Origin of the sequence: Kitasatospora dryopteridis (assembly GCF_050749075.1) — a bacterium.
Classification (GTDB): Bacteria; Actinomycetota; Actinomycetes; order Streptomycetales; family Streptomycetaceae; genus Kitasatospora.
The window spans coordinates 35060-48529 of record NZ_CP192750.1 but is presented as its reverse complement, the minus strand read 5'-3'; the positions used below and the strand labels follow the sequence as shown (position 1 = coordinate 48529).

The following is a 13470-nucleotide window of genomic DNA, read 5'->3' as shown; positions in this document are numbered from 1 at the left end:
CTGGAACGCACCCCGGAGAGGCGCGAACCGACGGACGAACATAGCGTGCGCACGCTAAGATTGGGGTCATGGTGACGGAGACGAGGGGCCGGGATGGAACGCGGATCATCGCCACGTTGGAACGGGCGTGGACGACGATCCAGGGTCACCATCCCGACGTTCCAGATGCTGTGATGATCACTGGAACGGGGCTGACGGGCCGTCGGCAGCGGGGCGGGGAGCCCGCGCCGCTCAAGCGCGGGCACCACGCGGCGGAGAAGTGGCTGAGCGAGGCCGGCCGGGCGCCGGAGGTGTTCATCGCGGGCGAGCTGCTGGCGCTGGGCGGGCGGGAGGTGCTGCAGACCCTGCTGCACGAGGCCGCGCACGCGGTCGGCGCGCGGCGGGGCATCAAGACCACGAGCAGCCAGGGCAACCGCTGGCACAACAAGCGGTTCGCCCAGCTCGCCCGCGAGCTGGGCCTGCAGCCGCCCGAGCGGGCGGAGCCGGTCCGGGGGTTCAGCCGCTGCACGCTGACCGAGGAGACCGTCCGCCGGTACGCGGCGGTGGTCCGCGGACTCGACCAGGCCGGGCTGCCGTTCCTGGACGGCGCCGGCGCGGCGGGGGTGGACGACCCGAAGCCGAAGAAGGACCCGGCCGCCAAGACCGGCGGGAAGCGGCGCGGCGTGGAGTGCGCCTGCGAGCCGCCCCGCCGCCTGCAGCTGACGCCCAAGAGCCTCGCCGACGGGCCGATCGTGTGCGGGCTGTGCGACCAGGCGTTCGCGCCGCCGCCCGGCGACGACGACCAGGCCGTCGAGGGCGGGGCGGACAAGCCGCCCGCCGAGGACTGACCACCCACCACCAGGGCCCTGCCCCCGCGCGAGCGGCGGGCGGGGCCCTCGCGCGTTCCTCGCGTGCACCCGCTAGGCACGGGGCGCGCGGCCGACCGTGGTGGTGGGTGGACTACGGCTCCTGACTGCCCGTGCCCTGCCGCCGGGCGCGCGGCCGACCGTGGTGGTGGGTGGACTACGGCTCCTGACTGCCCGTGCCCTGCCGCCGGTGGCGGCCGACCAGCCCACCCATCGGGGCGAGGCGGGCCGCCGTTCGGCGGGGCGCAGCGTCGCGGTGGGTGACCGGAGGTGGAGCGGGTGCACGCCAGGCCGGGGTGCCGGAGCGGGTGCCCGTGTGCCGCGCGGACAGGTCCGCGCCCGTGGGCGTTCCTAGCGGGTGCACGCTAAGCCGTCCGTGGGCTGCCGCCCGGTGGCTGATCACGAATTGTAACAGTCGCGCGCTCCCGGCGATGGGCTGGTGTTGTGTGTGCAGGTGGCCGCCGGCGCCTTCTGTGGGTGCCGCTGCTGTTGGTGGAGGGTTCTGGTGGGTGCCTGCCGATGGGTTGCTGGCGCCGTGTCGAGTGCCCTCCTGTGGCCGTTCTTCCTGATGGTGCCTCTCCTGCTGTGGCCTGCCTCTGTTCTGATCTTGGTTGGCCTTACTCCCCGTCCGATGTGCTTCCTGTAGCTGTAGCTGTAGCTGTTTCTGTGCCGCCCTTTTTAGGACTACACACCTTTGCCTCAAGAGCCGATGGTCCCGTACCTTGAGATCATGACTGCGACTGTGAGTGCCGGGGCGAGCCCCGAGTACTTCCTGTCGCAGGTGAGCTCCGGCGGGGAGAACTACTACCTCAAGGCCGTTGAGCTGGCCGGCGAACCGGCGGGCGTGTGGATGGGTTCCGGCGCTGCTGATCTTGGTTTGACCGGTGAGGTCGACCCGAAGCTGATGCGCGAGATGTACGCACATGTGACGGACCCTCAGCGCGTCGATGAGCTGCACAGCGTGATGAAGTCGCGGTGGGCTGACTACCGCGCCGAGCACCCCGAGCTGCAGGTGGGCACCGAGGCGTACCGCCAGGCCAAGGCCAAGGTCCACGCCGACACGAGGGCCGAGTTCCGGGTGGGGCCGGCGCTTCGCGACTACTCGAAGTCACGGGAGCGGAAGGTGGCCGAGGCGCAGGAGGAGCTGGGCCCGAACGCCACCCCCGAGCAGCTTCGGGCCGCGGAGGCGAAGGTCCTGCGGACCATGGACAAGAACCGCACCTTCTTCGACACGACCTTCTCGGCGCCGAAGAGCTGGTCGGTGCTGCACGCCTCGCTGCAGGTCGCCGCGATCGAGGCCCGCGAGTCCGGAAACACGGAGATGGCCGAGCTGTACACATGGCAGGCCGACCAGCTGTGGGGCAGCTGGATGGAGGGCGTGCAGGCCGGGCTGGACCACATGCAGGAGCAGGCCGGGTACGCGCGTGAGGGCCGCAACGCGGGCAAGAAGGGCGAGGTGTCCACGGTCCGCCGGGTCGACGCCCACGACTTCACCGCCGCCGCGTTCAGGCAGCACACCAGCCGGGACAACGACCCGCAGCTGCACGTCCACGTCGCCATCTGGAACCGGGTCCAGTACACGACCACCGACAAGGTGACCGGCGAAGAGCGTTCCAAGTGGGGCGCCATCGATTCCAAGCTGATCTACCGCGAGGCGAAGGCCGCCGGGCACATCAGCGAGCGCGTCGCGGAAGAAGCCGCAGTTCGCAGGCTTGGAATCCGGTTTGGAACGCGCCCCGACGGCAAGGCCCGGGAGATCCTGGGCGTCGACCCGGCGCTGATCGACAAGTTTTCCAGCCGCCGGAAGACCGTCACCAAGGGCGTCGCCGAGCTCGCCAAGGCGTACGAGGAGGAGTACGGCCACGCGCCGAAGGCCCACGAGCTGGCGAAGATGGCCGACCGGGTGGCGACCGACCCGAAGCTGCGTCCGAAGAAGGGCGAGTCGATCCCGCGCGAGGAACTGCTGCGGCGCTGGGAGGAGTCGGCCATCGCCGACACCCGGGCCTCGCTCGCCGGGGTGCCGGCGGCAGTCTCGGCGGCCGCCCTCGCGGCTGGAACGGACCGGATGGAATTCGACCCGGCGCAGGTCATCCGGGATTCCATCGCCACGGTCCAGTTGGAGAAGGCTGCGTTCACCCGTTCCAACCTGGTGGTCGAGGTCGCCCGGAACCTGCCCGACTGCCTGGGCGGGCTGGAGGCCCACCAGGTGAAGGCCGTGGTGGACGAGCTCGCCGATGCCGCGCTGACCGGCCGCGAGTACGACGTGGTGATGCTGACCGCGCCAGAGCTGATCCCCGTCCCGAAGAGCCTGCAGCTGGCCAACGGGGAGTCCATCTACAGCGTGCCGCAGGCCGACCAGTACGCCACCCGGCAGCAGCTGGGCCGCGAGGAGCGGATCATCCGCAGCACGACGCTGACGGGCGCCCCGGTGTTCAGCGAGGAGGCCATCGAGCAGGCGCTGGAGGGCCGCGGGCTGAATGCGGGCCAGGAGGCCGCTCTGCGGGGCATTCTGGGCTCTGATCGGCAGGCCGAGGTGCTGGTGGGCCCTGCCGGGTCGGGCAAGTCGAGGCTGAACGCCGCGATCCACGACGCGTGGACTGCCTCCGGCCGGAGCGTTATTGGCCTCACCACCTCTGAGCGGGCCGCCCGGGTCCTCGCGGAGGAAGGCGTGTCGAGTGTGGGCAACCTGGACCGGTTCATCGTGTCGAACCGGTCGCTGGCGGCCGGGCATTCCAACCCCGAGCTGGAACGGTTCCGGCTGCGTCCCAACCAGCTGGTCATCGTGGACGAGGCCGGCATGTCTGCGACGTGGCAGCTGGAGGAGGTCCGGCGCCTGGCGGAGGCCGCCGGGGCGAAGGTCATCTACTCCGGCGACCACCACCAGCTGACCGCCGTCGACGCCGGTGGAATGTTCCAGGAGCTCGCTACCCAGGTGGAACGCCCCTACCAGCTCGACCAGATCATGCGGTTCCACGCCGAGTGGGAGCAGGACGCGAGCCTGCGGCTGCGCGAGGGCGACGCCTCCGTCCTCGCCGAGTACGAGGACCGCGGCCGCCTGATGGGCGGCGACCGCGAGGAGATGATGGAGGCCGCCTACCAGGGCTGGCTGTCCGACACCCTCATGGGCAAGAGCACCCTGCTGATCACCCGCGAACAGAACCAGGCCGACGACCTCGCAGCCCGTGCGCGCGAGGCCCTGGTGCGGTTCGGCCAGGTCGAGCCGGAGGGCATCGAGGTGGCCGGCCGCAGCATCACCCTCGGTGTCGGCGACCAGGTCCAGCTCCGCAAGAACGACCGCGACATCCGCTCCCACTCCGGCGACCGGTTCGCGATCAACCGCGACGTGGTGACCGTGGTGGAACGCGACTCCGCCGCTGGAACTCTGACCGTCCGCTACGACGACGGCGAGCTGATGACCCTCCCCTCCGCCTACGTCCAGGAGAGCGTCGACCTCGCGTACGCGGGCACGGTGCACGCCGCCCAGGGCCGCACGGTGGACCGCTGCCGGGTCCTGCAGGACGGCGTTGGAACGCGCGAGAGCCTGTACGTCGCACTCACCCGTGGCCGCGAGGGCAACTGGGCCTACACCGTGACCGAGGTCGACCCGCGCGAGATGGTCGAGGGCATGGAGGCCCCGGACCACATGGCGGTGCTGACCGAGGCGCTGCAGAACAACACCGCCGAGAAGGCCGCCACGGCGGTCGCGCGGGAGTCGCAGGACGCCTCCGTGCACCTGTCCCGCTGGTCGTTCATCGTGGACGACCTGCAGCGCGAGCAGGCGGAGGCCGACTACGGCCGGGTCATCTTCGACACCCTGGGCGAGGCCGCGTACGCCGAGCTGCGGGACGCCGACTCCTACGGCCCGCTGATCCGCCTCGCCCGGCACACGCACGCCGAGGGCCACGACGCCGAGCAGCTGCTGCGCGAGGCGCTTGACGGCGAGCTGGGCGACGCCCGCGACCCGGGCAGCGTGGTCCACTGGCGACTGGAACGCCGGATCGAGGCCGCCGAGCGGACCCGGGTCCGGGCGGACGAGGCCGACGTGCGCCAGCACGTGCGCGCCCAGGAGCAGGCCGTGCCGGAGCTGTTCGGCGCCCTGCAGCTCGCCCAGGCGGTCGCCGACGAGGCGCCGGCGGCCGCGGTCGAGGAGGAGCCGGAGGCGTGGCTGATCGCCCCGCCGCAGGAGTTCCAGCCGGTGGAACAGCCCGAGTTCCACACCGCCGAACCGTTCCACACCGCCGCCGTGGTCGACGCGCCGCTGGCGGACCCGCAGGCCGAGGCCGCGTGGCTCGACCAGCTGATGCTGACCAACACCGCCGTTGAGGTTCTGCACGCCGGTCAGGAGGACCAGCGCCGGGCCGAGCTCGCCGACCAGCGGCGGGCCGAGGCCGAGGAGCGCGACCGCTGGCAGACCCGGGTCGCCGGTATCGAGGGCGAGAAGGGCGAGTACGCGGCCGCCGCCGCCGAGCTGATGGACCAGCGGCGCCTGCAGCTGGGCCAGGCCCTTGCCGACACCGAAGAGATGCCCGAGTGGGCCCGCCGTCTCGGACCGGTGCCGGGCACCGAGCAGGGCCGCGAGGCGTGGATCGAGCGCGCCGGCACCGTCGCGGCATACCGCGAGGCGCACGGCTACGACAGCGACAGCGACGCGATCGGCCCGCGCCCGGCCCGCGGCGCGGTCGACTTCCGGCAGGACTGGGACCGGGCCTTCCGCGCGCTCGGCGAGCCCGAGGACCGTATGGACCTGGTGGGCGCCAGCGACACCCAGCTGCGCGAGATGGTCGCCCGGTACGAGCGCGAGGAGGCGTGGGCCCCGGCCTACGTCGCCGAGCAGATCCAGGAGACCTACACCGAGCTGGAGGACCTGCACCGGGTCGCCGGTCAGCGCACGCTCGACCTCGCCGCCGCTGACGAGGCCGGCCGCGAGCAGCTGCACGCCCAGGCCGTCGCGGACGACGCGCGGGCCGCCGAGCTGCGGGAGGAGGCCGGGAAGCTGGAGGCGGTCCACACCGCGCGGCAGGCGTGGCACGAGCACACCGAGGAGACCCGCGAGCGCGCCCAGGCCGCCCAGCGGCAGCTCGACCTCCGTCAGCCCGAGGCCGCCGAGCCCGAGTTCCAGCCCGAGCCGGAGGCGTTCCAGGCCGCCGAGCCGGATGCCGAGCTGGACTGGAACATGTCCGAGCCGGACGCCGAGATCGACTGGCAGATGCCGGAGCCGGAGCCCGCGCTGGAACTCGACCACGGCCAGGTCCACACCGAGCCGCAGCCGGAGTTCCAGTACCAGGGGCAGCCGTTCCAGCAGCAGTCTTTCGCCCTGCGCGAGTACGCGGAGCAGGTGCTGAACGGCCCCGTCGGCGAGCACCAGGCCGCCGAGGCGAGCCAGCAGCGTGCCGCTGCCGAGCAGGCCCCGGGCGTCGAGCCGGGCAACGTTCGGCTGCACGGCGAGGCGCTGGACCAGGCGGTTGACGCTGCCCAGGAGGCGCGGGGCGTCATGGACACCCGGTCGCAGGAGCTGGACGATCGAGTTGCCCAGGCCCGTCTGGAGATAAGGGAAATCCAGGAGACACGGACCGCCGCTTTGGCCGCTTCGGAGATCGCGGCGCCCCAGCTGGGGCAGGGTTATGGCATCAGCATGTGATGTGACAGGAGGAGCAACGTCGTGAACGCCAGCCCCGGACCGTGGGAGATCGGACCCGTTCCACCCGGGACGGGCGGAGCGTTCCACCTCCCCCCGCCGACCCCCCGTCAGCCGTACACCGTCCCCGCCGGCGCCCCGCCGATGCCGTCCGCCCCGCCGGTCTACAGCCCCTCGGAACCGGCACCCCGTGATGCTGTTCCAGAAGGCGTCATCAGGACCCGGGCCGAGCTGGAATCCCTGCGCGACGACGCGCTGGAGATGCTGGAGGCCGGGCACAACGACGACTTCCGGATCATGTGGGTTGCCGGTCCGCACGACCTGCGCGAGGCCCTGCGGGGGATCCTGAACGCGGCCCGATGGCTACTCGGCGAGACGACATCGATGCCCATCATGGACGAACGGCCCGAGCGTGAACGGCGTGAGCGCCGCGGGGGCAACGACCCCGACGAGAACGGCCTGCCGACAAAGGGCCAGATCTTCTACGAGCGGCGCGACGCCGAGGAGGCCGAGGAGGGCTTCATCAGGCTCCAGCGGTACTACGCGGGCGGAGTGCGGAAGACCCTCAGCTGGGCCACCTACGAGCACGAGGACGACCCCCGTCCGATCGGACCGCCTCTCACCTGAGTGGAACGCAGAACGGCCCCGGGACCATCAGGTCCCGGGGCCGTTCCACGTTCTGGGGTCAGCCGCCCTGCTGGGGCTGCTGGGCGGCGCGGTGGGCGTCGCGCTGCTGGAGTCGCTGGAACTCCTCATTGAGGAAGGCGGACAGCTCGCCGTCGTCGGGGTGGGAGATGTTGTCCCAGGGGTTCCGGTGGCTGCCGTAGCTGCACTGGGCCATCGAGCTGGTCTCTCCGACCATCCGGGCGACGAGGGAGGGCCGCCAGCGGTCCAGCCACTCCGCCATCCGGATCGGGGTACCGTCTTCGTCTTCGTAGGCCCAGCGCCACGAGAGGTAGAGGCAGCTCATCAGCTCGACCACGTCCGGGTGCCGGAACCAGCAGGCCGTGACCGCGCGGCGGTAGTCGGCCGGCCAGCGGACGTAGAAGACCTCGCGGATCCAGGTCAGCAGCAGGGCCCAGGCGTCGCCCGCTTCTTCAGCGGTCATGGCGTTCCAGTTCCACACCGGCACTTCGGCGCGGGCCCGGCGGACCAGGCCGTCCATGATCCGCGACATCTCGATGATGCGCTCGGGGATGCGCAGTTCGTCGTACCGGTCGAGTCGGGCGCCGTGCTTGCCGACCTCCACGACGAGGGGGTTGACCTTCGCGTTGAGGGCTTCAACGCCGCCCCAGTTCTTGGAGATCTCGCCCTTGAGCCTGAGTTCCAGCTGCCGGAGCGTGTTGGTGTCGACGGGCACGGTGAACGGCGGCCGCGACGGCGGGGTGGTGGGAGTGCTCATGCGCTCTTCCAGACGTCGTTCTGCGCGGCCGGGGCCTGCGCGGGGATCGGCTGCGTGTGGACGGTCGGGTTGTACTCAGGCATCGGCGGGGCCGTCTGCGCGGGCACCGTGTTGACCAGGCCGCGCTTGACCGCCTTGGCGTACGCCTTGTCCTTCTTCTTCTTCTTCGCCTTGGCCATCGCCTTGACGTCCGCGCGGTCCCACACCGCCTGGAATCCCACCAGGACCGGGGTGGTGGAACGGTGGAACACGATGGCGGTACCCGGGTCGAGGGTCCGGACCTTGTCGGGGGTGATGACGCGCTCGCGCTGGGCGGAGATGTGGCGGTTGGTCTTGCCGTCCTCCGTCTCGCTGCGGGAGACGTCCTGCACCTCGCGCTCGCCGACCATGCCGGAGACCATCTCCTGGTCCTCCAGCACGGACAGGCCGGGCAGGACCGCCTTGTTGAGGTTCTGCCAGATGGTCTGGCCGCCCCACCGGCCCCAGCGCTGGTAGAGCTGGGCCAGGCTCTGGACGGACACCAGGATCTGGATCCCCCAGCCGCCGGCGTCCGAGGACCACCGGTCGATCGGCAGCGGGCAGATGATGGCCGCCTCATCGAGGACGAGCCGCAGGAACGGGTCGAGGCGGCCGGAGTCCGATTCCTTGGCCATCTCGCGGGCCACGGTGAACAGCTCGCCGGTCAGGCAGGAGAACAGCGGCGCGACGCTGCCGTACGGCCGGTCCTCGCCCAGCAGGTACAGGGTGCCCTTGGCGTGCAGGAACGCGCGGGGGTCGAACGGGGCGTCACCAGGTCGGGGCTGCACGATGTCGGAGACCTGCGGCAGGGACAGGAACTCGAAGGACATGCCCAGGGTCAGGTAGATCGAGTCGCGGGTGCGGTCCGGGGCGCTGACAGCCTGCTGCAGGTCGTCCGCCCAGCCCGCCGGGACGCGGGCCGCGTTCGCCTGCAGGATCTGCAGCGGCTGTGGGTCGGAGGGGCGGGAGACCCAGCGCCGGACGTCCAGCAGGGTCATGCCGCCGAGGGCCGCCGCCATGAGGTAGGTCCGCAGCACCCGGAAGGAGTTCGAGGTCCAGAAAGTTCCGTTCTCCATGTCGGTGCCGGTGGCGGTGCCAGCCAGGATGTACCCGGCGCGGCGGACCGCGACGTTGGGGTCGGTGCAGCCCTCCACCGGGTTCCAGCGCAGGGTGTTCGCGACGCCGGCGACGTCGCCGTTGAAGACGAGCACCGGGCCGATTTTCGCGCGCATCGCGGCGGTCACGTCGTGGAGGTCGCCACGGGTGGTGGTCACCACGCAAGCGCCGGGGGCGTCGATGACCGGACCGCCGAGGAACGCAGTCTTGCCCGCGCGCGGGGGCGCGAACAGCAGCAGGCCGTCCTCGCAAGAGACGTACAGCTCCCGCTGGTGCATCAGGTCGTTGCCCAGCCGCAGCGAGACCTGCAGCGGGTTGACCTTCCGCCAGGGCGTCTCGGCGAGGGAGGGCTGCAGGGTCGCCGCCCGGCGCTTCACCGCCGTGGCCGACAGGTTCTTGCGCAGTTCCTTCTTCGTTGCCCAGCCGTCCGCGTTCGGGCCCTTCTTGCGGACCGGGCCCACCTTCGGCTTCAGGTCCTTGGCGTACATGACGTACGCACCGAGGCCAGCCGCACTCAGGCCGATGCCGCCGAGGTGCCCGCCCGGCATGGCACCGAGGATGCCCCAGACGAGGTGGCCGAAGGTGCCCATGACCTCGCCGAAGCCCGCACCCGACGACGGGGCCGGGACGGGGTTCTGCTCGCCCGCAGCGAGCGGCAGGCCGGGGACGGCGGCCGCGGCGAAGGCGGGCCAGTTGCGGGCGTTCGTGCTGGTGGGCCAGCTACCGGTGTCCGTGGTGGTGTCGGTAGCCTGGGGGTCGAGCTGGTTCATCGAGGTTTCCTCTCGGTGGTCCAGGCCCCGGGTCGGCGGTTCCAGCGCCGCCCGGGGCGTTCCTGTTTTAGGCGGGGCTGGTGATCGGGACGATCACCGTACGCGTCCGCTCTGACACATTCCAGGTGTTTCCAGTTGCGGGTGGGACGAGAGTTCCACCCGTCCGGGTGGGCATCGTGCGTACCCGCCCCGGCGTCAGGTCAGCCGAGCCGACCGGACTTGATCTGACCGATGTACTTCCGGGTGGTGCCCACGGTGGCCCCGATCTTCGGCGCCAGCTTCTCCGCGAGCTGCAGGTCCGGCAGGGCCAGGTCTTCCGGGGACAACGCCCCGTAGAGCTGGACCAGGTGCAGCTTGTTGCTCAGCTTCGGCCCGTCGACCGGACCGGCCTGCGGCCCTTCCTCCAGCTGTTCCACCCCCGGCTCGGTGGGTTCCAGCACCTCCACCGGCTCGGCCTCCGGGACGGCGTACTCGAGGTCCGCCACCGGCTCGACCGGCTGCGGCTGCTCGACCAGCTCCGGCTGCTGCTGGGGGATCCGGGCGTGGACCTCCGGGCGGTGGAACTCTGCGGCCTGCGGCCGGGAGACCTCAGCCCACGGGTCGAACTGGGGCTGCGGGGCGGGCGCCTGGCCCATCTCCGCGAGGGCCGCCGCGTAGTCGGAGACCGGCTGCGGCTGCTGCGGGGCGCCGCCGAACCATGGCGACGGGGTGGTCGCAGGCTTGGGCGACCGGATACCGAGCGGCACGATGCCCGCGCCCTTGTTCAGCGCGGCCGGGCGGGACGGCTCCACCGCGACCGGCGCGGTGGTGGTCTCCACCCGCTCGACCCGCGTGACGAGGGCGTCCATCCACTCCAGCAGCTCCGCCGGGAGTCCGGCCGGAAGCGCCGGCGCCGCCGGGTCGGTGGGACGGTCGGCCCGTTCCAAGGTCACCTTGGGCGCGTACTTCGCGGAGAACTCCGTCTCCGGGGGTTCCAGCTCCGGAACAGCGCGGCCGTACTTGGCGAGCTTGAGCGGCAGCAGCGCGGCCATCGGAGCCTTCCGGCGCCAGCCGCGGCCGTACTCGTGCTTGAGGATCGCCCGGTAGGCCATGCGGTTCTGCTCCAGGTCCACGATCTCCCGGTAGCTGGTGATCTCCCAGAGCTTCATCCGGCGCCACAGCGAGAACGTCGCCCGCGGCGCGAGGAGCCAGCGGAAGAACCGCACGCCCTCCATCAGCTCGGTGCCGGCCTCCAGCGCCGCCATCCGCGCGATGGTGACCCGGGCGCCCTCCACCACCACGATGAACAGCAGCGGGATCACCGCGTGCAGGGCCATCGGCAGGATCTTCGGGTAGCCGCTGGCCGCGTTGAACGCCACGGTTGCGCCGGTCAGCAGCCACGCGGTCCGCCGCAGCAGCGCGAACTTGATGCCGAGCCAGGTCAGCACCAGGTCGAGTGCGAGCAGGACCACGATGCCGACGTCAACGCCGATCGGGAAGGCGTAGGAGAAGGTGCCGAGGTCGTTGTCCGCGCCGAGCTTCTGCAGTGTGCCGTAGGAGCCGACGAAGCCGATGCCCGCGATCGTCGCGGCGCCCAGGGCGACGACGCCGATCAGCAGGCGCATCCCACGGGTGATATTCGGACGCTTCCGAGCAGCGGGGTTCGCGGTCTGATCACCGCCTTTATCCTGATCGTGATGCACGTTGGTCTCCATTCCGGGGTCGACGTTCTGGGCCTCAGCGGTGGTCGCAACACCGCTGGGGCTGTTCATCAAAAGCCCCTCTGCGCGAGGAACGCGGCCATCGCTTCCTCTACCTGGGTCTTGAGGTCCTGCCCCGACTCGACCTTGTAGCGCGACATGCGCTTGTGCAGATCTCCGTCGATCCAGACCGTCAGCTGCTTGGCGCCGGCGGGTCGGCCCGCGCTGGTGCGGGCCGGGACGGGCGCCGCGGGTGCGGTGGTCATGGGGTCCTTTCCGGAGTCCGGAGACTTGGGGGGAAGTGCGGGTTCGCGCTGTGCGCCGGTGGACGACATGGTCAGTTCTCCTGCAGGTTGAGCCACGCGCCGAGGCGCCGGGCGTGGTTGTTGAGCTGGCGGACGTAGGCGCGGGCGCCGTTGTCCTTGATCTCCTGGACCGGGCGCTTGAGCCCGCGGGCGGTTTTGACGCTGGCCCGCTCGGACACCCACGGCGTCCAGACCTTCTCGCCGTGAGCGGCGATCAGGTCGTTGATGCACCGCTCGTGTTCGCCGACTGAGGGGTCGTAGCGGTTGACGATGACGCCGAGGACGTCGAGCTCCGGATACTGCGTCTCCCGGATGCTCTCCACTGAGGTGATCGCCTTGTCCGCGCCGGTCAGTCCGTCCGGCTCGGGGTCGGTGACGACGAGGACTCCGTGGGCGCCGAGGATCGCGTTCAGCAGCAGCACCCCGGTTCCAGGGGGCGTGTCGATGAGGACCGCCCCAAAGTCGGCCAGGTCGAGGCCGGAGCGCTCGCAGGCCAGGCGAAGCCGAAGGCTGGCCAGGTGCTCGCCCTCACCCTCGCGGTACTTGAGCGCCTCTTCACCGGCCACGACGTAGACGCCGGGCCAGGTGGTCGGGTGGATCGCTGGGCCCAGCCCGAAGGTCGGGTGGGTGAGGGTCCAGCTGTAGACGTCGTTCAGCGTCCGTGCCGGCTCCCCCTCCTTGACCCCCAGTCGGGCCGTGGCGTTGCCCTGCGGGTCGTGGTCGATCACCAAGACTTTGATCTTGTAGATGATCGTCAGCGCGATCGCCAGCTGCACCGTGGTGGTGGTCTTGCCCACGCCCCCCTTGCGGGCGATCACCGCCACCCGGCGGGGAGTCAGCAGAGTGGGAGTCATGAGTGCCACCTCCTGTCTGTAGGTCTGGTCATACGCCCAGTTGTACCGGTGTATGACCTGCCAGCTGTGCATCTGGCACTAATGATAGATCGTTGCCTGTACAGATGCAAAGACAGCTGTACCGCTGTACATCTGTATTGACAGACGTCTGTATCGCTGTACATTGGAAGCGTGCCAGGACGGCACGACGAAGGGGCCAGACCCGGCAAGGTCCAGCCCCTTCTACCCAGGCAGGCGTGCGACCGCCTCCTGGGCCCGACAACCCCTGTATCGGAGGGATCGTCATGTCCAAGTCTCTCAGGCCGCCCCGTGCGGGTCGGCGGGTGGGTGCCCGCCCCGGCCGTAAGAGCCTCCCGTTCGTCGCGTTGCTGGTGGAGCCGGTCCGGCTGCACAGCTGCTTCAACTGCTCCGGGTTCGCCTCGGTGCAGGTCCGGATCGACGGCGTGCTGCACACCGTGACGTGCCCGGCGTGCGACGGCCGCAGCGGGTCCGTGGTGGTGGCGCGATGAGCGACTACAACGTGAACGGCGGCTACGGGAACCAGCCCATCCCGACCCCGCCGCCCGCCCCGCCGGCGCCGCAGCCGCAGCAGGGCGGGGGCAAGTGATGAGCGAGCAGACGAACAGCGGCGGGCAGCAGCACAGCGCGCCCCAGCCGCGGGTCGCCAGCACCAGCGAGCTGATCGGGGCCTCCCACCAGCTCGCCCAGGCGACCCAGGCCCACCTGGGCACCAGCACCCCGTCGCCCGCGCCGGCCAACGGCCAGCAGCGCTGATCACCCGTCACCACGAGCCCGCCGGGCGGTGACGGACAACCGCCGCCCGGCGGGCAGCCCAGGAGGCTGACC

At 71.0% G+C, this 13470-nt stretch carries 10 protein-coding genes; 5 read left to right on the top strand and 5 right to left on the bottom strand.

The genetic code is table 11. The annotated features are described in order from the left end of the window. Positions 1-173 precede the first annotated feature (173 nt). The 3 genes from ACQ614_RS38840 (at position 174) to ACQ614_RS38830 (ending at position 7107) form a co-directional block, all read left to right on the top strand. Positions 174-827, top strand: a complete 654-nt coding sequence (locus tag ACQ614_RS38840; protein ID WP_431684160.1) for a hypothetical protein — start codon at positions 174-176, stop codon at positions 825-827. A gap of 748 nt (positions 828-1575) precedes the next feature. Beyond that, the gene (gene mobF, locus ACQ614_RS38835; protein WP_431684159.1) at positions 1576-6483 is read left to right on the top strand and encodes a MobF family relaxase; all 4908 of its coding nucleotides are present in this window, start codon (positions 1576-1578) and stop codon (positions 6481-6483) included. A gap of 21 nt (positions 6484-6504) precedes the next feature. Beyond that, a complete protein-coding gene (locus ACQ614_RS38830) occupies positions 6505-7107 on the top strand; it encodes a hypothetical protein (protein ID WP_431684158.1) in 603 nt (200 codons plus the stop codon). Positions 7108-7165: 58 nt separating this feature from the next. On the opposite strand, the gene ACQ614_RS38825 is transcribed toward ACQ614_RS38830, so the two are convergent. From ACQ614_RS38825 to ACQ614_RS38805, 5 genes are all read right to left on the bottom strand, one after another. After that, positions 7166-7882: a hypothetical protein gene (locus tag ACQ614_RS38825; RefSeq protein WP_431684157.1), complete on the bottom strand. Its 717-nt coding sequence runs from the start codon at positions 7880-7882 to the stop codon at positions 7166-7168. Next, positions 7879-9786: a type IV secretory system conjugative DNA transfer family protein gene (locus tag ACQ614_RS38820; RefSeq protein WP_431684156.1), complete on the bottom strand. Its 1908-nt coding sequence runs from the start codon at positions 9784-9786 to the stop codon at positions 7879-7881. The genes ACQ614_RS38825 and ACQ614_RS38820 overlap by 4 nt, the downstream gene beginning before the upstream one ends. Positions 9787-9986: 200 nt before the next feature. After that, entirely contained in the window at positions 9987-11390 is a 1404-nt protein-coding gene (locus ACQ614_RS38815; protein WP_431684155.1) for a DUF2637 domain-containing protein, read from the bottom strand. 146 nt (positions 11391-11536) lie between these two features. Beyond that, positions 11537-11731, bottom strand: a complete 195-nt coding sequence (locus ACQ614_RS38810; RefSeq protein ID WP_431684154.1) for a hypothetical protein — start codon at positions 11729-11731, stop codon at positions 11537-11539. Positions 11732-11802: 71 nt separating this feature from the next. Continuing rightward, complete coding sequence (locus ACQ614_RS38805) at positions 11803-12624, bottom strand: ParA family protein (protein WP_431684153.1); 822 nt, start codon at positions 12622-12624, stop codon at positions 11803-11805. 284 nt (positions 12625-12908) lie between these two features. Here ACQ614_RS38805 and ACQ614_RS38800 point away from each other — a divergent pair, with 284 nt between their 5' ends. Continuing rightward, the gene (locus ACQ614_RS38800) at positions 12909-13133 is read left to right on the top strand and encodes a hypothetical protein (protein WP_431684152.1); all 225 of its coding nucleotides are present in this window, start codon (positions 12909-12911) and stop codon (positions 13131-13133) included. 97 nt (positions 13134-13230) lie between these two features. After that, complete coding sequence (locus tag ACQ614_RS38795; protein ID WP_431684151.1) at positions 13231-13398, top strand: hypothetical protein; 168 nt, start codon at positions 13231-13233, stop codon at positions 13396-13398. The last annotated feature ends 72 nt before the right edge of the window (positions 13399-13470 follow it).